Annotated in this window: 16 protein-coding genes; 10 read left to right on the top strand and 6 right to left on the bottom strand. The window is 44.0% G+C overall.

The window, feature by feature from the left end; all coding sequences use genetic code 11:
• Positions 1-65 precede the first annotated feature (65 nt).
• Entirely contained in the window at positions 66-842 is a 777-nt protein-coding gene (locus BMX56_RS23650; protein WP_090652167.1) for a TerC family protein, read from the top strand.
• 77 nt (positions 843-919) lie between these two features.
• On the opposite strand, the gene BMX56_RS23645 is transcribed toward BMX56_RS23650, so the two are convergent.
• Complete coding sequence (locus BMX56_RS23645; RefSeq protein ID WP_090652166.1) at positions 920-2,107, bottom strand: class I SAM-dependent rRNA methyltransferase; 1,188 nt, start codon at positions 2,105-2,107, stop codon at positions 920-922.
• Positions 2,108-2,401: 294 nt separating this feature from the next.
• Between BMX56_RS23645 and BMX56_RS23640 the strand changes: the two genes are divergently transcribed.
• Positions 2,402-3,250, top strand: coding sequence for a DUF2911 domain-containing protein (locus BMX56_RS23640; RefSeq protein ID WP_090652165.1), 849 nt, complete (start codon positions 2,402-2,404; stop codon positions 3,248-3,250).
• A gap of 158 nt (positions 3,251-3,408) precedes the next feature.
• Here the strand turns inward: BMX56_RS23640 and BMX56_RS23635 are convergent, their stop codons facing one another.
• Complete coding sequence (locus BMX56_RS23635) at positions 3,409-5,115, bottom strand: sodium:solute symporter family protein (RefSeq protein WP_090652164.1); 1,707 nt, start codon at positions 5,113-5,115, stop codon at positions 3,409-3,411.
• A gap of 108 nt (positions 5,116-5,223) precedes the next feature.
• The gene (locus tag BMX56_RS23630) at positions 5,224-5,415 is read right to left on the bottom strand and encodes a hypothetical protein (RefSeq protein WP_090652163.1); all 192 of its coding nucleotides are present in this window, start codon (positions 5,413-5,415) and stop codon (positions 5,224-5,226) included.
• Between the two features lie 333 nt (positions 5,416-5,748).
• Between BMX56_RS23630 and BMX56_RS23625 the strand changes: the two genes are divergently transcribed.
• A complete protein-coding gene (locus tag BMX56_RS23625; protein ID WP_090652162.1) occupies positions 5,749-6,747 on the top strand; it encodes a polysaccharide deacetylase family protein in 999 nt (332 codons plus the stop codon).
• 29 nt (positions 6,748-6,776) lie between these two features.
• On the opposite strand, the gene BMX56_RS23620 is transcribed toward BMX56_RS23625, so the two are convergent.
• Together BMX56_RS23620 and BMX56_RS23615 are read right to left on the bottom strand one after the other, a co-directional pair.
• Positions 6,777-8,582, bottom strand: coding sequence for a serine hydrolase domain-containing protein (locus tag BMX56_RS23620; RefSeq protein ID WP_090652161.1), 1,806 nt, complete (start codon positions 8,580-8,582; stop codon positions 6,777-6,779).
• Positions 8,569-10,203, bottom strand: coding sequence for an amidohydrolase (locus tag BMX56_RS23615; protein WP_090652160.1), 1,635 nt, complete (start codon positions 10,201-10,203; stop codon positions 8,569-8,571). The genes BMX56_RS23620 and BMX56_RS23615 overlap by 14 nt, the downstream gene beginning before the upstream one ends.
• Positions 10,204-10,425: 222 nt before the next feature.
• Here BMX56_RS23615 and mutL point away from each other — a divergent pair, with 222 nt between their 5' ends.
• From mutL to cysS, 6 genes are all read left to right on the top strand, one after another.
• The gene (mutL, locus tag BMX56_RS23610) at positions 10,426-12,291 is read left to right on the top strand and encodes a DNA mismatch repair endonuclease MutL (RefSeq protein ID WP_090652159.1); all 1,866 of its coding nucleotides are present in this window, start codon (positions 10,426-10,428) and stop codon (positions 12,289-12,291) included.
• Positions 12,292-12,432: 141 nt separating this feature from the next.
• Complete coding sequence (locus BMX56_RS23605) at positions 12,433-13,023, top strand: rhomboid family intramembrane serine protease (protein WP_255369905.1); 591 nt, start codon at positions 12,433-12,435, stop codon at positions 13,021-13,023.
• Positions 13,024-13,071: 48 nt separating this feature from the next.
• Positions 13,072-13,950 carry a rhomboid family protein gene (locus BMX56_RS23600; protein ID WP_090652157.1) on the top strand — a complete coding sequence of 293 codons (879 nt, stop codon included), beginning with the start codon at positions 13,072-13,074 and terminating at the stop codon, positions 13,948-13,950.
• On the top strand, positions 13,940-15,055 hold the full coding sequence (locus BMX56_RS23595) for an endonuclease/exonuclease/phosphatase family protein (RefSeq protein WP_090652156.1): 1,116 nt from the start codon (positions 13,940-13,942) through the stop codon (positions 15,053-15,055). Before BMX56_RS23600 ends, BMX56_RS23595 begins: the two co-directional genes overlap by 11 nt.
• Before the next feature lie 9 nt (positions 15,056-15,064).
• Positions 15,065-15,907, top strand: coding sequence for an NAD-dependent epimerase/dehydratase family protein (locus BMX56_RS23590; protein WP_090652155.1), 843 nt, complete (start codon positions 15,065-15,067; stop codon positions 15,905-15,907).
• Between the two features lie 82 nt (positions 15,908-15,989).
• The gene (gene cysS, locus BMX56_RS23585; protein ID WP_090652154.1) at positions 15,990-17,453 is read left to right on the top strand and encodes a cysteine--tRNA ligase; all 1,464 of its coding nucleotides are present in this window, start codon (positions 15,990-15,992) and stop codon (positions 17,451-17,453) included.
• A gap of 95 nt (positions 17,454-17,548) precedes the next feature.
• Here cysS and BMX56_RS23580 read toward each other — a convergent pair whose 3' ends face one another.
• Positions 17,549-18,235 (bottom strand): hypothetical protein, encoded by a 687-nt coding sequence (locus BMX56_RS23580; RefSeq protein WP_090652153.1) that lies wholly within the window; start codon positions 18,233-18,235, stop codon positions 17,549-17,551.
• 318 nt (positions 18,236-18,553) lie between these two features.
• Between BMX56_RS23580 and BMX56_RS23575 the strand changes: the two genes are divergently transcribed.
• The gene (locus tag BMX56_RS23575) at positions 18,554-19,426 is read left to right on the top strand and encodes a Cif family virulence factor (RefSeq protein ID WP_090652152.1); all 873 of its coding nucleotides are present in this window, start codon (positions 18,554-18,556) and stop codon (positions 19,424-19,426) included.
• The last annotated feature ends 41 nt before the right edge of the window (positions 19,427-19,467 follow it).

The raw sequence follows: 19,467 nt of genomic DNA, 5'->3' as shown, positions 1-19,467 counted from the left end.
ACGCAAGCCCTTGCCCTAAAAAGCAGGGGTTTTGTTATTTTTGGGCTTAACCACATCGCGCACCTATGGATTTATCAATATTTGCCCAGGCCGAAACCTGGATCTCCCTGCTTACACTTACCGTTTTAGAGATTGTTTTAGGTATAGATAACATTGTTTTCATCTCGATATTATCAGATAAACTGCCTGCAAAACAGCAAAGCAAAGGCCGCCGGGTTGGTTTAGGCATGGCCATGATTACCCGGGTTTTGTTGTTGCTATCTATTAGCTGGGTGATGACGCTTACCGCGCCCCTGTTTAACCTGAGCCATTTGTTTAATATTACCGACCCTGATTGGGCCGAAAAACTGGCCATATCCGGCCGCGATCTGATCCTGATCATAGGCGGCCTGTTCCTGATCTATAAAAGTACTGCCGAAATTCACCATAAAATTGAAGGTGAAGAAGAAAACAGCGAGACAGTAAAACCGCAAGGCTTTGTGGCTACCATTATCCAGATCATGTTGCTTGATATCGTTTTCTCTTTAGATTCTGTAATAACCGCCGTAGGTATGGCCAGCCACGTCGAGATCATGATCCTGGCGGTTATCATAGCCGTAGGCATCATGATGTGGGCATCAAACAGTGTATCGGGCTTTGTAAACAAACACCCTACGGTTAAAATGCTGGCACTATCTTTTTTACTGCTGATAGGCGTATCGCTGTTAGCCGAAGCCTTTGAGCAGCATATTCCCAAAGGGTACATTTACTTCGCGATGGCGTTCTCAGTTTTGGTGGAGTTATTGAATTTAAAAATGAAGGGGAATAGAGTCAAGAACCAAGAGTCAAGAATCAAGAAATAGATATGTGTTCATCTTCAAGGTATCACAAAACAAATTTTCTTTGTCTTGATTCCTGACTCTTAACTCTTGATTCTCCCTCAAAACACCCGGCAAAGCAATCCCTTCAAATACTCCCCCTCAGGGAATGAAGCCCTCACGGGATGATCTTCCGGCTGATGAAACTGGTATATGAATTGTACCTGTTTGCCGGCATCTAAAGCAGCCCAGGCTATTACCTGCTTAAAGGTTTCCATATCCATAGCACCCGAGCAGGAATAAGTGGCCAGCAGGCCGCCTTCGTTCAGTAACAGCATGCCCAATCGGTTCAGGTCTTTGTAAGCGCGTGAAGCTCTGGTTAGCGCCGAGCGGGATGGCGCGTATTTAGGCGGATCGAGCACGATGATGTCAAACTTTTCGCCATCGTCCCGGAATTTGCGCAATTGGGTGTTTACATCTGATTTGATGGCGTTATGTTTTTCTGCATCCAGCTTGTTAAGCAGGATGTTTTCTTTTAAGGTTTCAATGGCCAGGGCCGAGCTATCTACGCTGGTTACGGATGCAGCGCCATTTTTAAGGCTGTTTAAGGTAAAGCCGCCGGTATAGCAAAAGCAATCCAGTACCTTTTTATTTTTTGCATAAGTTGCAACTACGTGGCGGTTATCCCGCTGATCGCAATAAAACCCGGATTTCTGCCCTTCGGTGATATTGATGCCGTAAACCAGATTGTTTTCCAGCACCTCCACAATTTCGGGTGGCGGGTTGCCTGCTAAAACTTTATTCTCGGTTTCGCCCATACCCTCATGTGCACGGGATGCTGCATCGCTTTTATCCGAGATACTTTCGGGATTCAGCAGCTTTTGCAATTGGTCAATAATTACCGGCATCATGCGCTCTATACCCGATGTAAGTACCTGCACTGCCAAATGCCCGGCGTATTTATCAACTATAAGGCCCGGCAGGTAATCCGATTCGCTAAAAACCAGGCGGCAGGTATTGGTGCCATTTTCCAATACGTTGGCGCGGCTTTTAACAGCCATTGTCAATTTGCTGCGAAACCAGTCGTCGTTAATTTCCGCTGCCTCGTCCCATTCCAACAGGCGCAGGGCAACCCTCGATTGATCGTTATAAAAACCATAGGCCATAAATTCGCCTTTGGCATTAAGCAGGCGTACCACATCGCCATTGGCCGGCTTACCCTTTACTTTATCAATAGCCCCCGAAAATACCCAGGGGTGCCTTTGCACAACAGCTTTCTCTTTGCCTTTACTTAAAACAACGTCAATCATGGGTGCAAAGGTAGTAAATTAGTGAATGGTGAGCAGTGAATGGTGAGTGGTTGATTGAGTTGATTAGGTGATTGGTTGCATGGGGGCTAAAACAGGGATTGCCGACCAAGTAAATTATGAGTAGTTGTATGGTATAGATTAGCAAACGGATCTTAAAAACCAACCATTCACCTAATCAACCGCTCACCACTCACAATTCACCACTCACTCCATTAAACCATTCCCTTTTTTATTACTCCAATACAATATTTTCCAATTAAAAACATTTGGTATCTTAGTATCCGAAACATAAACATGAGAAAAATTTACCTATTGGTAGCTACAGTGCTATTGGCATGTTGTAGCTATAAAAGCTATGCCCAGGTGCCCCGCATTCCTGAGGCCAGTTCTACGCAAACCATTATCCAGGATTTTGGCCTGGGCAAAATAACTATTACCTACTCGCGCCCAAATGTTAAAGACCGTAAAATTTTTGGTGGCATCATCCCCTGGGGCGAAGTTTGGCGAACCGGTGCCAATGCGGCTACTGTAATTACTTTTTCTGAAAAGGTTTTGATTGAAGGCAATAGTGTGCCCGCAGGCAGTTATTCGCTTTTCAGTATCCCCGAAAAAAATGAGTGGACTATTATATTAAACAAGGTGGTTAAACAGTGGGGCGCTTATAGCTATAAACAATCGGAAGATTTTTTACGCTTTACTGTGAAACCCATGCGGGTAAGCGAAAAACGTGAAACCTTTACTATGGCCTTTGCCAATTCGACCACCAAATCATCTGACCTGTACCTGGTTTGGGACCACACTTCGGTTATGATTCATTTACAAACAGATGATGATGCCAAAATAACCGCCAATATTGACGAGCTGATGAAAGGCGACCGGAAGCCTTACTATTTTAACGCCATCCAATATTACTACGAAAACAATAAAGATGTTGATAAAGCTTTAGGCTGGGTTTACGAGGCCGAAAAAATTGAGCCTAAAGGCCCCTGGTATAAACTATGGGAATCGCGCTTGCTATTACGCAAAGGCGATAAAGCGGGCGCGATTGCCGCCGCCGAAGCCGGTATAGCCTTATCTAAAGCCAGTAAAGACGATGAATACGAACGTTTAAATAAAGAAGCGCTGGATCACGCGAAGGATTAAGAGCCTCACCCAACCCTCTCCAAAGGAGAGGGCTTTAAATAGCACATATAAAAGGCTTTTTGCTTGATGCAAAGAGCCTTTTTCTATTCCCCTCTCGAGAGGGCGCGCGCCGGAATTGTGCGGCTGCAGGGGTGTGTTCCGCGTTCCAGGTAGCAGATTTAGGTAGTCTCAGCAACAACCCTTTTTTCCCCAACCGCCCTATTCAACACAAGTCCTAAAATCATTACCAGGAAACAACCAATCGGGTTAAGCCACAGGTAAGCCACAGTTTTGGTTAGGCCTAAATATATAATGGTAGCTTCGCTGATGATAGCGGCAATAAATACAGCATTGCCGTTTATGCGTTTCATATAAAAGGCTACCACAAATACGCCCAGCACGGTACCATATATGTATGATCCCAACTGGTTTACCGCTTCGAGCAGGTTGCCCAGCTTGCTGGCATATAAGGCCATAATTACACACACTACACCCCAAAATACCGTTGCCAGGCGCGAAGCGTTCAGGTAGTTTCGGTCAGATGCGTCCTTGTTTATTGTGCGTTTATAAATATCAACCACCGTGGTAGATGCCAGCGAGTTTAACGCGCTGGCGGTAGAGCCCATAGAAGCCAGGAATATAATGGCTATTAACAAACCCACCAATCCGCGCGGCAGGTATTGCTTTACAAACGTGAGGAACACGTAGTTGGTATCGTTATCATCGGCGCCGGCGTTGCTTTTCTTCATCACATCAATGGCTTGCTTCCTGATGTCTTTGGCTTGTTTGTCGGCATTTTTAAGGGCCGCCTGTGCCTGGTTTACCCGGTTGGCGTCTTTACTGTCAAAAGCCTTAATCAGGTCGTTGGTTTTGGCTTTTCGCTGTTCAAAGGCCTGGGTATATTGCTGATCGAGCTGGTTGTATGCCGCCGCGTAGCTGCCTTTACGCACGTTATCCACTTCGTAATTGTTAAAAAACATGGGCGGGCGGTTAAACTGGTAAAAAGCAAAAACCAGCACGCCAATCAGCAGGATCAAAAACTGCATCGGGATTTTGATCAACCCGTTCATAATCAACCCCAGGCGGCTTTGCCCAATGGAACTACCTGTAAGGTAGCGGCCAACCTGGCTTTGGTCGGTACCAAAGTATGATAGTTGTAAAAAGAAGCCCCCTATAAGCCCGCTCCATACATTATAGCGGTTGTCCCAGTCAAACTTCCAGTCAATAACGTTCATGCGGCCAAGTTTGCCCGCCATTTTCAGGGCGTGCGTAAAGCCAACGCCTTGTGGCAACAGGCTAACTACCAAGATTCCGGCTAAAAACATGCCCGCGAAAATGATACTCATCTGCAGTAGCTGGGTGTATGATACCGCTTTACTGCCGCCGTAAACGGTATAAAATATCACCAGCCCACCTATAAACAGTGTGGTATAAACGGTATTGATGTTTAATATGGTTGATAATATAATAGCCGGCGCGTAAATAGCCACCCCGGTTGATAAACTCCTCAATACCAAAAACAAGAACGATGTAAGCGCCCTTGTCTTTAAATCAAAACGCTGTTCCAGGAATTCATAAGCTGTATAAACCTTCAGCCGGCTAAACATGGGCACAAACGTAACGCAGAGCACGATCATGGCCAGCGGTAGCCCAAAATAGAACTGTACAAAACGCATCCCATCAGAGTAAGCCTGGCCGGGGGCCGAAAGAAAAGTAATTGCGCTGGCCTGCGTGGCCATAACCGAAAAACCAACATGATACCAGGGCAACGAGCGGTTGCCCATTAAAAACTGGTCGATATTTTTATTATTGCCGCTTTTCCAGATGCCGTAGGCAACTATGCCAAAAAGGGTGAGGGCTAAAACAATCCAGTCGGGTAAGCTCATTCAAAATATTTTGTAATGAGCCAAAATACAAAAACTAAAAAAACCAGCCATGCGGCTACGATGCCGTAAAACTGGTTCCAATTACTTATAAACGATGGTAAATCCGGATCAGATTTTTTCGCCACGGCCCCTAACCAAAACATTCAGGAAGAAAGCAGCAGTTAATAAACCCAATACCCCACCTACAACAATCCAGGTAAAACCTTTTTCAATTATTGCCCCAACAAACGCGCCCGATACCAGCGCTACCAGGTAGTATATATAATCCAGATTGTCTTTAACTTCTTCTTGGTGTTTCATATTTGCTTTGATATAACCCCACAAAAATAGGTGATTAATTGAATTTTAGCAACAGTTTATTTTGATATACATTAAGGCGTTAAAGCAAGGTGTAAAAAAGATTAATCTATTGGTTTATCCGCGCTTTGAATAATAAAACTTTCTTATTGATAACTTCGCCCGTTATTATCTGTAAATGCGACGCCCGCAGCGATAGACTAAGGCACGACCACTTACAAAGGCAATATTGATAGATAAAACTGCCATTGGCTCTGTTTACATTTTTACAACCAACATACTACCATAACTTAAAACATCCGAAACAATTTTGGAGTTGATTTATTTGCAATAGTTATGAAACTATTTATCCGGTCACTGCTGTTTGTTTTATTATCAGCAACGGTACCATTAACCTTATTTGCGCAGGCCAATTATCGCACCATAGCAAACTATAAAGTTTTTTACGGCTGGGCGCACCGCTTTCCACAGGATTGGATGATTATCCGGTCATTTGAAAACGAGGGAAAAAACTATTACCTGTTGGTAAATCCACAAACGTTGGAGACTAAAATTGAAGAACCCAATTTTTACCAGGTAAAGCCAATGAGCATACATGATGCGCGCTCATTTTTTAATAACACACCATATATAAAGGCTTTGCGCAAGGCCGAAAAACAATCGGTAACCATTCAGGACGCAGGAATTGAAAGCGGCATTCCCAAAGAGAAAGGAATTAGTTTAACGGCTGATCTTTGCCCCTCTCACCGGGCATTGGATAAGCGCATTTTTACAGATATTTTTAACGGGTTCAACAAGGTGGAGCGGCCGGTACCGGTTGCTTTATCAATAACCGGTATCTGGATGCGCCAGCATCCGCAGGATTTGGAATGGCTTAAGCAAATGCAGGCCAAACATGAAATTTATATCACCTGGATAAACCACTCCTTTAACCATCGTGTAAGCCTGAAAGCCCCCCTTAAAGAAAATTTTTTATTGGAACCCGGCACCGATATCAGCTACGAAGTGCTGGAAACAGAAAAGGACATGCTCAAAAATGGACTGCTGCCATCAGCGTTTTTCCGGTTCCCTGGCCTGGTGTCTGATCAGCAATTGGTATACAAAATAACCGGTTTTGGGTTGATTCCTGTTGGTACGGATGCCTGGCTGGCCAAAGGACAGCAACCGCAGGCCGGCAGTATTGTACTTATACATGGTAACGGCAATGAACCAACCGGGGTAAATGATTTTATAAAGTTGCTGCAATTAAAAAGTCGCGCCATTGCTAACAAACAATGGCTGCTTTATGATCTTCGCGAGAGTGTGGATGAGGAATTTGAGGACACTCAAAAATAGCTTGTCCTGCAAAACCGAACGCCAGGTAACTACATCCCTTTGCTGATGGCCTCGTACACCACATCCTGTATCCTCGGCCTAATGTTGAGGCTGCCCAACTTGCTGCCCACATTAGGGTTCACCCGGTTACTCAGGAAAATATACACCAGGTTATATTTAGGATCAACCCATACGCAGGTGCCTGTAAAACCGGTGTGGCCGAAAGTTTGGTCGGAAGCCAGTTTTGATGGGTAGTGCCTGTCGGCAATAGGGTCCCACCGGTCAAACCCTAACCCTCGCCTGCTCACCGGAGATTGTTTGGAGGTAAACAGTTCTACCACCTCGGGCTTAAAGTATTGTACGCCGCCATAGCTGCCTTTGTTCAGCAGCATTTGATACAGTATAGCTACATCATTGGCGCTGGCAAAAAGGCCTGCATGGCCAGCCACACCACCTTTAAGTGCAGCGGTTGGGTCATGCACGTAGCCATCTAGTAAACTCATGCGGTATTCCTGGTCGTTTTCGGTAGGGATAATTTGTGCCTGGCCAAACCTGTGCAGCGGTAAAAAGCCGGCAGTTTGCATACCGAGGGGGGTATAAAACTGCTGCTGTACGTATACATTCTCGGGGATGGCGGTGATGGTTTCTACTACCTCCTGCATAAATAACATGCTTACATCACTGTACACGTACTGTCCGCGGGTTTTCAGTGGCGAATTGAGCATATCAGGCAACATTACGTCTTTAAAATAATCCTTCCGCAAAAAGTAATGTTCAGATACCCTGGTAGGGTAGGCGGCCGAGGAATCGGTACTATGGTCAGATGGTTTTACCTTTTCGAACGATTGGATATCCGGAATAAATCCTGCCTGGTGCAATAATATTTCGCGCAGCTTTACATCGTTTTTATTGCTGGTGCGGGCCAGTGGCAGGTAATCGCCTAAGGTGTTTTCAACACTTAGTTTGCCCTGGTCAACCAGTTGCATGGCCTCTACCGTGGTAGCCGATATTTTGGTCATGGATGCCAGGTCGAAGATATCGGTCAGCTTATCGGGCACTACATTGTCGTAGGTGTGGTAGCCGTAGGCTTTGTTAAATATCACCTTGCCATCTTTGGCCACCAGTACTACGCAGCCCGGAGTGGCGTGTTGGATAATGGCCTCGCGGGCTATCTGGTCAATCTCCTGTAAGTTATTGGAGTTGATGCCTACATCTTCGGGTACGCTGTATTGCAGCCTGGTTTGCTGGGTAACAAACCCCATGCCGCTACTATAAACTGGCGAATAGGTTTTGGCCAGTTTTTGTGTAATGGCCACCCCTCCAAATATGGCCTGGGCCGCATACGAAGTCGATACCGGCGATACCCTTTCTGACCAGATCACCGGTACTGTTACATTATTTAGCTTGCTTAATAGTGCGCCATTTCCAAATGCGGCAATAACCACACTCTTTAGTTTTTGATTGGTGCTGATAAAATCCAGTAGTTGCGGGTTACTCAGATCGGCATCATTTACCTGTAAAACAATAGTGTTGTACCACTTTAAATCGGCAGCAAGCGTATTCAGATTTTTACCATTGCCATCAAACACCTGCACTTTGCAGTATTTATTAAGCAGGCTATCAAAAACGCTGGCGTACTGGCTGGTAAAATGTACGCTGGCAATTTTTAAATCTTCCAGCTTTTGCAGCGGGATAGTATATTGAGCGTTGTTGAGCAAAACGGTTGAGTTTTGAACCAATCGTTCTTCGGCAACATAGGCGCGCCCGGTAAAAGGTGGATTTTGAGCGCAGGCGGTATTAAATAATGCAAACCCTAACAATACTACAGAGACACAGCCCCATTTATTTTTTATCATATACTTTAACTCCGTTTATATAGGTTTGGGTTACTTTGGTAGTTGGTAATTCGGCGCCTTTTACTTTCATGATATCCTTATCCAGTATTACAAAGTCGGCATACTTGCCCGGTTCAATACTGCCTTTTTCTTTTTCTTCAAAGTTGGCTTTTGCGGCCCATATGGTTATTCCTCTTAACGCTTCGGTACGGCTTAAAGCATTTTCCTTTTGGAAACCGTGTTCAGGAAAACCCTTCAGGTCCTGCCGCTCTACCGCTGCATAAAACGTGTACATCGGGTTAATGTTTTCTACCGGGAAATCTGTTCCCAGCGGAATCCATCCGTTTTGTTGTAACAGCGTTTTATAAATGTATGCCGATGATTTCAGTCTTTTATCACCCAGGCGCTTGCCCGCCCAGTACATATCTGATGTAGCATGTGTAGGCTGTACCGATGGGATGATGCTGTTATCGCCAAAAAGGGCAACATCTTCGGGCGCCACAATTTGTGAGTGCTCTATCCTCCAGCGGCGATCGTTTTTACCTTTTAAAACAGATGCATATATTTTTAACATTACCCGGTTGGCCGAATCGCCGATGGCATGGGTGCACATCTGGAAGCCTTTGGCTGCAATTTTCTTTGCTACCTCCTCAAAATGGGCCTGGCTGCTCAATAAGAAGCCACTCCATTTTGGCTGGTCGGCATAAGGCTTTAGTAAACAGGCCCCGCGGGAGCCCAAAGCACCATCGGCATAAACCTTAAACGCGCGAACATTTAGGCCCGGCGTTTTAAACGCGCCACGTTTAAACAGGTAATCGTAATTCTCAGGCCTGTCTGATAGCATGACAAACATGCGCATTTTTAATGATCCTTTATGCTGCAAATCGGCAATGGTATTAATCATGGTATAAGGCAGCCCGCAATCATCAACCGTAGTTAAGCCAACGGCGAAACAGTTTTTTTGTGCCGATAGCAGGGCATTCTCTACAACAGGGGCCGTTGGTTCGGGCACCTTGCGGGTAACAATGCCTACGGCGTTATCAACCATGATGCCGGTGAGCTTCCCGTTAATGGTTTCTATCTCGCCGCCGGTTATAGTTTGCCCGGGTTTTACGCCTGCAATGTTTAAAGCGGCCTGGTTGGCAATAATAGCATGCCCGTCAACCCGGCTCAATATTACCGGGCGTACCGGGAACAGGCTATCCAGTTTGGCTTTGTCCGGAAACTGTTTTTTTGCCCAATCGTTTTGGTCCCAGCCCCGGCCAATAATCCAGCCGTCGGGATTGCGTGTGGAGTAAGCCTGAACAGAATCAACCACCTCGCCCCAGCTTTTGGTGCCATCCAGGTTTACTTCCTGCAGGCCTAATCCATATTCATAAAAATGGGCGTGGGCGTCAATAAAGCCAGGATAAACGGCAGCGCCTTTGGCATCAACCACTTCATGGGCCAGGTATTTTTGCTCTAACGTATCGGCGTTGCCAACGGCTACAATTTTACCTTTGCTTACCACAAATGCGTTGGCTGTAGTAAAAGCGCTATCAACGGTATAAACAACCGCGTTTTTTATTAGCAGATCGGCATTGTATTCTTTTTGTTTGCAGGCTGCAGCCAGGAGCAGCAGCGCCGGCAATAGTTTTTTCATAAGCTTTTAAAAGTATCAAGTAGTAAGTATCAAGTATCAAGAACGCTCGCAATGTTGAATAGTTTGCAAATTACCTGTAGATACTGATCAATTACAAAACTAATGTATTCTCAGCCAAATCTGGATACTTGCTACTTACTACTTGATACTACAAAATCATAAAGTTATGCCTTCAAATATTTAATTTAGCATCGAAAACGAAATTGAAGGGAATTTTTTTAAATGTCAGATATAATTCAGCTTTTACCAGATGCCGTTGCCAACCAGATTGCCGCGGGCGAGGTGGTACAACGACCGGCATCGGCGGTAAAAGAATTGGTGGAGAACGCGATTGATGCCGGGGCGGGTAAAATACAGCTCATTATTAAAGATGCCGGAAAATCATTGATACAGGTTATTGATGATGGCTGCGGCATGAGCCTTACCGATGCCCGCATGTGCTTTGAGCGGCATGCCACCTCCAAAATTCGCAAGGCCGAAGATCTGTTTGCCATCCGCACCATGGGTTTCAGGGGCGAGGCCATGGCATCGATAGCCGCGATTGCGCAGGTGGAACTGAAAACCCGCCGCCATGAGGATGAGCTGGGTACCTGTATTTTTATCGAAGGATCGGAAGTGATTAGCCAGGAGGCATGTTCGGCTAATACCGGTACATCTATATCCATCAAAAACTTATTTTACAATACCCCCGCCCGGCGTAACTTTTTAAAAAGTAACCCGGTAGAAATGCGCCATATTATCGACGAATTTCAACGGGTAGCGCTGGCCAATCCACAAATATTTTTTACCCTGCACCATGATGGTCAGGAAGTTTACCATTTGCCCGGCGCTGCCTTAAAGCAACGCATAGTGCACCTGTTTGGTAATAATTATAACCAGCGGCTGGTGCCGGTTGAGGAAGATACTACCATTATTAACCTGCGTGGTTTTGTTGGCAAGCCCGAGTTTGCCCGTAAAACACGGGGCGAGCAATTCTTTTTTGTAAACTACCGCTTTATCCGCGATGCCTATTTGAACCACGCTGTACTTACAGCCTTTGAGGAATTGTTGCCCGATGATTGTTACCCGTTTTATGTGCTGTTTATAGATATCGACCCATCAAAAATTGATATTAACGTGCATCCTACCAAAACCGAGATCAAGTACCAGGATGAGAAGGCCATTTATGCCATTATCCGGTCGGCAGTAAAACGGTCTTTAGGCAGGTATAACATTACCCCAAGTTTGGATTTTGACCAGGAGAACAGCATAGAACACCTGATAACCCCAAAACCTTTTGAGGAGATTATTGCGCCCACCATTTCCTTTAACCCCGACTTTAACCCCTTTGCTGCCGAGAAAAAATCATCAGGAACACGCGAGCAGCATCCTTTTTTGAGGGATAACAACGATTACCGTAACACCCCTATACCCAATAACTGGGATACACTGTACGAGATCAGCAAAAAAGAAACCAACCTGCAGCAGCAGATGCACAACGAAAAAAGCATTGCTGTTGATGAGCAGGAGGTAAGCAAACCCAGCGAGCGGCAATTGTTCCAGATTCATAACCGGTTTATTTTATCGCAAATTAAATCGGGCTTTATGCTGATAGGGCAGCAGGCTGCGCATGAGCGTATTTTGTACGAACGCTTTTTACAACAACTGCAGCATCACTCGGGCGTAAGCCAGCAAAGTTTATTTCCGCAATCGGTAACACTAAACGGCAGCGATTTTGAGTTATTGAGGGAGCTTTTGCCCGATATTAAGGCCCTCGGCTTTGATATCCGTGAGTTTGGTAAAAACACCGTGGTTGTTGACGGCATACCGGCCGATTTGAGCAATGTTGACGAACACGAACTTTTAGAACATTTACTTGAAGGGTTTAAAAACAATATGGCCATTTTAAAAGTAGATAAGCGGGATAACCTGGCAAGGTCATTAGCCCGTAATGCTGCGCTTAAAACCGGCACCAAATTATCATTGGAAGAAATGAACCAGCTTATCGACCAGCTTTTTGCCTGCCAGTCGCCTAACCAGGCATTGAACGGTAAGCCCGTAATCAGTACATTTACGCTGGCCGAATTAATGGAACGCTTTGAAAAATAGCCCCAGGGCTTTAATTATACTATGAACGGATACAATCAATCGCCTTTTGCCAATATCACACCGGTAGTAAAAAACCTGCTGATTATAAATATTTTGTTTTTTATAGGAGATCTCACCATCGGGAAATATATTCCTAAGATAATGCAGGTTTTACCTGTTTATTATTTTAATTCTCCATTTTTTAGGCCTTGGGAAATAATCACCTACATGTTTATGCACGGCGGTTTTACGCACATCTTTTTCAATATGTTCGCGCTGTTTTCTTTTGGCCCTATCCTGGAGTATGCCATGGGATCAAAAAAATTTTTCAATCTGTATTTTTTATGCGGAATAGGTGGAGTTCTTTGTAATTTTGCAGTTCAGGCCTATGAAGTACATGCCATTACCGGCGCATTTACCTTATCGCATCCAGAGCTTCAGTCAACATTTGATCAATATCTTGGAGGAGGCGAAAAGCTTGCTGCTATTTACTATGTACCAACGGTAGGAGCATCCGGTGCAATATTTGGCTTGCTGGTAGCCTTTGGCATGTTGTATCCGAACCTTGAATTAATGATCATGTTTATACCCGTGCCCATCAAGGCAAAATATATTATACCAATATATATTGTTATAGAGCTATTTATGGGATATGAAAAATTTTCATGGGATCCGGTAGCACACTTTGCCCATCTTGGCGGCGCATTAATTGGTTATATTATGGTAAAAATTTGGAGATTACAGCACAACTGACAATTTTTATGAACAAACAGGAGTTATCAAATTAACAACGGCTTTATTATGAGCACCCTTTGGCAAAATATCCACTACAAAATGTTACGGTCGGGCAATAAGCTCAACCTGCTTATTGGTATTAATGTGATTGTTTTTTTGGCGATAAACGTCCCGGCCGTGCTTGAACATATGATTACAAGTTTTAGCAGGCCAAGTACAATTGAATTTTACGCGTTTGATTATTTAGCAACTACTGCTCACCTGCCCAAATTACTTACCCGTTTTTGGACCCCATTCACCTACATGTTTATGCATGACGGCATATTTCATATCCTGTTCAACATGCTTTGGCTGTACTGGATGGGCCAGATATTTGAGGAGTACCTGGGCAACAAACGCACCATTGGCCTTTACATTATGGGGGGGCTTTCCGGCGCTTTGTTGTTTATAGCTTGTTTTAATCTTTTCCCGGCCTTTTCTCAAAATCCGACCCTGTTGGCTGTGCCGGTTGTCGGAGCATCGGCAAGTGTTATGGCTATTGTTGTTGCTACCGCTACGCTACTGCCAAATTATACTATTTCATTAATATTGATTGGCCCGGTTAAACTAAAATGGCTTGTTTTTGTGATCCTGGTAATTGATTTTTTGAGTATCGTTGGCCCCAACGCCGGTGGCGAAATAGCACATTTGGGAGGTGCGCTGTTTGGCTTTATATATATTAAACAGCTACAGCGTGGTCATGATTGGATAACAGGCATCGCCAACATCTTCAAATCAAAGTCAAAATTGAAGGTTGTATACAGCAATACCGGTAAAAACAGCACGGAGTACCCGCGCCAGGACGAAATTGATCGTATATTAGATAAAATATCACAAACGGGTGTTGATAGCCTGAGCAGACAGGAGAAAGAGACATTAGCCCGCGCAAGCAAGAATGAAAAATAAAAAAAGTGGATTAGGTTTTATTGATAAAGTATTTTTATGGATAAACCTGCTGCTTTGCGTTGCTTTATTGCTTAGTTATCTTGCCCCCTCGGTTAACCCCAAAACTTTTTGGCTGATTGCCTTTTTTGGCCTGGCCTACCCGCCAATACTATTGCTAAATGTAATCATGATGCTGGTTTGGCTATTGCGCTGGCGCTGGCCGGCGGCGCTTTCTATGATCACTATTTTGATTGGCTGGGGCGTACTCAATAACAATATTGGTTTGCGCGCAGCATCAACATTTTCGCCGGCGCCGGGTATAAATTCGATACGGTTGATTACCTACAACGTACATAACTTTAAACGCTTTGGGTCAAAAAACGATGTATCTACCAAGCACGAGATCCTGGAACTTATTAATGATCAAAAGCCCGATATTATCGGTTTCCAGGAGTTTTATACCCGCTACAAAGGCGAGTATGATATGCGCGACTCCATCGTAAAAATAATGGGAGCCAATAACTATTATTTCGAGCCGCTTAACTTCAATAGCTCAGAAGCAATCGGGATGGCCATTTTCTCAAAGTATCCCATTGTAGCCAAGGGCTTAATCCAGCTGGCTGCCGACAGGTCATCGGCAAACCAGTGTTTGTACATCGATGTAAAAAAAGGCGAGAAAACATTCAGGGTTTACAGCCTTCATTTGCAATCGATAAGATTTAACCCCGAGGATTATAAATACCTGGATAGCGTATCAAAAAAAGGGAAAACGGATATGCAAGCAACTAAAAGGCTTGGCGGCAAACTAAAAACAGCATTTATAAAGCGGAGCGAACAGGTTTTCAAAATAAAGGCACATGCCGCGCAATGTCCATATCCCTATGTCATATCCGGCGATTTTAATGATACGCCTACATCCTTTGCGGTTAATCAAATGGCAAAAGGGCTTAAAAATGCATTCCGCGAAAAAGGGGCCGGTTTTGGGCGCACCTATAATGGCGACTTCCCCAATTACCAGATAGATTATATTATGGTGAGCCCGCAGTTTGATGTGGCATCGTACCAGATAATTGAGAAAAAGCTTTCTGATCACTTTCCGCTTCGGAGCGATTTGGTGTTGAATTAAATATCGGGCATGAAAATTCTGGTCACAGGTTCATCCGGTCAGTTAGGTTCGGCCACCGTAAAACATTTAAAGGCGTTTGGCCACCATATTACCGGCGTCGATGTAATACCCGCAGCTACCACGGATGATATCATCGACATAAAAAACAAAAGCGAGACCGAAAACCTTTGCCGTGGGTTTGATGCCATTATTCATACTGCAGCCGTACATGGCAAGCACTATGAGCTTAATTACCCAAGGGAAGCTTTTGTACAAACAAATATTATAGGTACGCTTAATTTACTTAATGCCTGTGTTAAACATGGTGTAAACAGGTTTTTGTATACCAGCACAACATCCATTTATGGCAGCGCCTTAATTGACCATGAAAAGGCAGTTTGGGTGGATGAAAACCTGCCCGAAAAACCACGCGATATTTATGATATTACCAAGCAAACTACCGAGCAGCTTTGCAAAGATTTTTTTTATAAAGAAGGCCTGCAAACATCAGTATACCGGGTTGGGCGTTTTTTGCCCGAGGAGGATAACCTAAAAATAAACCACCGGATTTATAGGGGGCTGGATGAGCGTGACGGCGCCGAAGCATTACGGTTGGCATTGGGTATAACATTTGCTGATTTTGAAATTTTCAATATTTCAAGTGGGTCGCCATTTGGTAAGGATGATCTGGTGCAGCTTAAATACAACCCTGAAGGAGTTATCCTTAAATTTTTCCCGGAAGCCAAAGATATCTATCGGCGTAAAAACTGGTTTTTCCCCGAAAGTATTGATCGTGTTTATGTTTGCAATAAAGCAAAACAGATTTTGGGCTATCAGCCTCAATTTGATTTCGAATATTTACTGCATCAATAAAGATAGTATCACTTGGGTGTAAGCTTTAATAATCGGGCTGCCTGCATTAGCTAAAAATTGAAAAAATCGTAAGTTTGCCCTCATGAAACAAAAATTGTTTGTTTACAATACTTTATCCCGCAAAAAAGAAGAATTTAAGGCCCTTAATGCCCCGCATGTGGGCATGTACGTGTGTGGCCCAACTGTTTACAGCGATGTGCATTTGGGTAACTGCCGTACCTATATATCTTTCGATCTGATGTTTCGTTACCTTAACCATTTAGGGTATAAGGTGCGCTATGTACGTAACGTAACTGATGCCGGCCACCTGGAAGGCGATGCCGGCGACGAAGGCGAAGATAAAATTTCAAAAAAAGCAAAACTGGCCCAACTGGAGCCCATGGAAATTGTACAAAAGTATACCGTAGGTTTTCATGACGTAATGCAGATACTGAACACGATGCCGCCAAGTATTGAACCAACGGCTACCGGCCATATTATTGAGCAGATAGAAATGGTAAAGGTTATTCTTGAAAAAGGATATGCTTATGAGGTAGACGGATCGGTTTATTTTGATGTTGAAAAATATAACAAAACCAAAGATTACGGCGTGCTAAGTGGCCGCAATCTGGAAGATTTGCTGAACAACACCCGCACGCTGGGCGGTCAGCAGGAAAAACACGGCAAGCTTGATTTTGCCCTGTGGATAAAAGCCAAGCCCGAGCACCTGATGAAATGGCCATCTCCCTGGGGTGTGGGCTTCCCGGGCTGGCACCTGGAATGCTCGGCCATGAGTCAAAAATATTTGGGCGATCAGTTTGATATTCATGGAGGCGGGCTCGATCTTGTGCCAACCCACCATACCAACGAGATAGCCCAGCATGTGGCCTGCTGCGGTAAAAACCCGGCCAATTACTGGGTGCATACCAATATGCTTACCGTGAACGGCCAGAAAATGTCGAAATCATTAGGGAACAGCTTTTTGCCCCATGAACTTTTCAGCGGCGAAAACTCTATCCTTAACAAAGGCTACAGCCCCATGACGGTGCGCTTTTTTATGCTGCAGGCACATTACCGCAGTACGCTTGATTTTGGCAACGATGCGATGGAGGCTTCGGAAAAAGGATTTAAGCGATTGATGAACGCCTATGCCTTACTGGATGGTTTAAAGGTATCAGGCAGTACCGAAATTGAAATAGAGCCCCTGCTGGAGCGTTGCTACGCCGCGATGAATGATGATTTTAACAGCCCGGTATTGATTGCCGAACTGTTTGAAGCATCGCGTATCATCAACTCGGTACATGATGGCAAAATGAAGATTAACCAGGTTAATCTCGACTTGCTTAAAAGCCTCATGAAAACATTTGTGCAGGATGTTTTAGGGCTTAAAGATGAACAGGCGGACAACGACGATTTGCCTAAAATACTGAACCTGATAGTTGAACTCCGCAACGAAGCCAAGGCAAATAAAGATTATGCCACCAGTGATAAAATACGTGAAGGCCTGTCAAAAGTAGGGTTTCAGCTAAAGGATAGCAAAGAAGGCACGCTCTGGAGTAAAAGTTAAAGAGGGAGTATCAAGTAGTTAGTATCAGGTATCAAGACTTTGGAACGGGGGAACAGGAACAAAAACCTCCATTTGTCCCTGTTCCTATACAATCCTTAAAGCGAGTTATAATACGTGAACAGTTTGGCCAGGTCGCGGTCGCTTTTAAAATCAATTTTGTTGGTTTTTATGAAGGTTTGTACCTGGTCTGCTTTATCGGCCAGGGCGACTGCGATTGTTTTTGGATTTAGTTTAACCCGGCTTATTTTATTATCTGCAAACAAGTAATAAACAGCATCGCGCATAGCAAATGTTTTGGTAGTGGTTGCCGAATTGAAGGCCTGGTTGGAATGAATCACTTTTTTATACCGCTTTAGCAGTTTTGCTTTTCCATCGGCAATTACCTGGTAAAAGGAGTTTTCTGATTGTTCATCAATAGCCGGGTAACCATTGCTGAAGATGAGTGGGGCGAGAGAACTTTCATCTATGGAGCCAATATCAAACCGGAAACTTTTAACGGGTGAAACAAAGGCAAGGGCCATAGAATCTCTCGGGCTTTGAAATATTGGCTCGTCTTTTACCACATCATATTTCAACCTTGCAGCTATTGTTTTGCCATTGGCAAAAGCCACGGTGCCTGGCAACCAGTTTGCCGCCAGGTATGGGCTGCCCTCCACATCTACGTAGCTTTGTTCCATAACGGGCTTGCCCTGGTTGTCGTTCAGGATTTGGTTTTGCGCTCTGCATATTGTTCCGCAACATATCAAACCGGCCACAATCGAAGTGAAAAAACGTATTTTCATAATTGCGTAAATTTATAAGCTAAAGGCGTAACATGACTTTTTAACGAAACATTATGCATATTATTGGGTTAATTGTTTTGTGCTTATGCAATAGCGCTGAGTTTAAAGCTTGTTAACTGATACAATAATTAATATGACCGGAATAAATTTTTATATGTATAAACCGGCCTCGGCCACAATTAAATATAGCGGTTTTCGTTTCACCTTAGGCAGATAAATTGCAAATAGTATACAGCTATGGTTATTTAAAGCAATTTGTAATTGCATAACCGACTTAAAATTTATTACTAAATTGCCTACCCAATATTCCATTAAAACATGAAGAAAGTATTATTAGCCGCCACATTTATGGGCTATAGCATTTTGGCCTTAGCGCAGTCAGCACCGGTTAAAGTAAATAAAGTTGTAAGTGCCGAAGAAGCATTTAATAAATTAGTTGAACGTAAAGGAATAAAAGATGGCTTTTTGGCTGTTGCAGCGCCCGACGGCATTGTGTTTAAACCAGATGCTGTTAAAATTGTTGATTTTTATAGCAATATTGATAAACAGGCCGGCAAATTAAGCTGGCAGCCCAAATTTGCCCGGATATCTGCCAATGGCGATCTTGCCTTTACCGCCGGCCCTTACGTTTACCAAAACGGTAAAACTGATGATGACAAAGTTTTTGGTGACTATGTATCCATCTGGCGTGCAGATGTTGACGATAACAACAAATTAAAACTATTGATAGATTTGGGCATACAACACCCCGAACCCGAAGGAGAAATAGTTACCGATTTTAAAGAACCGGATGCCAGCACAAAATCGGCCCCAAGCAAGGACCCTTTTACTGCCAAAAGCGTTATTGTAAATACCGATAAAATATTTAACCACTCGCTTACCATATCAACCATGGCCAGTTATAAGGAGTTTTTAAGCTCCGAGGGTCGTTATTATTTCCCAGGCTTTGAGCCAATGACAGGGCCTGATGTTATCATGAAGTTTATCAACAACGAAGCGATAAGTATAACCGCCGAAACCACCGACGCAGGCAGGTCTGTAAGTAACGATTTAGCTTATAGCTATGGCCATGCAAGGATAACCAAAGGCAATGTTGTGGGCAATTATAACTATGTACGCATTTGGGAAATAGACCAAAACAAAAAGTGGAATATTTTACTGGAAGTTTTTTCGGCTATTGAAAACGAATAAGCATCGGACTATTAAAAGGCCCGGAGTATTATTGCGAGACT

It is taken from the genome of Mucilaginibacter sp. OK283 (assembly GCF_900110415.1).
Taxonomy (GTDB): Bacteria; Bacteroidota; Bacteroidia; order Sphingobacteriales; family Sphingobacteriaceae; genus Mucilaginibacter.
The sequence above is the reverse complement of the archived record's forward strand: the minus strand, read 5'-3'. Positions and strand labels throughout refer to the sequence as shown.

What these genes read in the sequence shown, in the direction of transcription:
- BMX56_RS23620 (WP_090652161.1), bottom strand. Translation starts at nt 8,582, where the DNA reads ATGATAAAAAATAAATGGGGCTGTGTCTCTGTAGTATTGTTAGGGTTT.
- BMX56_RS23600 (WP_090652157.1), top strand. Translation starts at nt 13,072, where the DNA reads ATGAGCACCCTTTGGCAAAATATCCACTACAAAATGTTACGGTCGGGC.
- BMX56_RS23635 (WP_090652164.1), bottom strand. Translation starts at nt 5,115, where the DNA reads ATGAGCTTACCCGACTGGATTGTTTTAGCCCTCACCCTTTTTGGCATA.
- BMX56_RS23575 (WP_090652152.1), top strand. Translation starts at nt 18,554, where the DNA reads ATGAAGAAAGTATTATTAGCCGCCACATTTATGGGCTATAGCATTTTG.
- mutL (WP_090652159.1), top strand. Translation starts at nt 10,426, where the DNA reads ATGTCAGATATAATTCAGCTTTTACCAGATGCCGTTGCCAACCAGATT.
- cysS (WP_090652154.1), top strand. Translation starts at nt 15,990, where the DNA reads ATGAAACAAAAATTGTTTGTTTACAATACTTTATCCCGCAAAAAAGAA.
- BMX56_RS23645 (WP_090652166.1), bottom strand. Translation starts at nt 2,107, where the DNA reads ATGATTGACGTTGTTTTAAGTAAAGGCAAAGAGAAAGCTGTTGTGCAA.
- BMX56_RS23605 (WP_255369905.1), top strand. Translation starts at nt 12,433, where the DNA reads ATGCAGGTTTTACCTGTTTATTATTTTAATTCTCCATTTTTTAGGCCT.
- BMX56_RS23615 (WP_090652160.1), bottom strand. Translation starts at nt 10,203, where the DNA reads ATGAAAAAACTATTGCCGGCGCTGCTGCTCCTGGCTGCAGCCTGCAAA.
- BMX56_RS23590 (WP_090652155.1), top strand. Translation starts at nt 15,065, where the DNA reads ATGAAAATTCTGGTCACAGGTTCATCCGGTCAGTTAGGTTCGGCCACC.
- BMX56_RS23625 (WP_090652162.1), top strand. Translation starts at nt 5,749, where the DNA reads ATGAAACTATTTATCCGGTCACTGCTGTTTGTTTTATTATCAGCAACG.
- BMX56_RS23580 (WP_090652153.1), bottom strand. Translation starts at nt 18,235, where the DNA reads ATGAAAATACGTTTTTTCACTTCGATTGTGGCCGGTTTGATATGTTGC.
- BMX56_RS23640 (WP_090652165.1), top strand. Translation starts at nt 2,402, where the DNA reads ATGAGAAAAATTTACCTATTGGTAGCTACAGTGCTATTGGCATGTTGT.
- BMX56_RS23630 (WP_090652163.1), bottom strand. Translation starts at nt 5,415, where the DNA reads ATGAAACACCAAGAAGAAGTTAAAGACAATCTGGATTATATATACTAC.
- BMX56_RS23650 (WP_090652167.1), top strand. Translation starts at nt 66, where the DNA reads ATGGATTTATCAATATTTGCCCAGGCCGAAACCTGGATCTCCCTGCTT.
- BMX56_RS23595 (WP_090652156.1), top strand. Translation starts at nt 13,940, where the DNA reads ATGAAAAATAAAAAAAGTGGATTAGGTTTTATTGATAAAGTATTTTTA.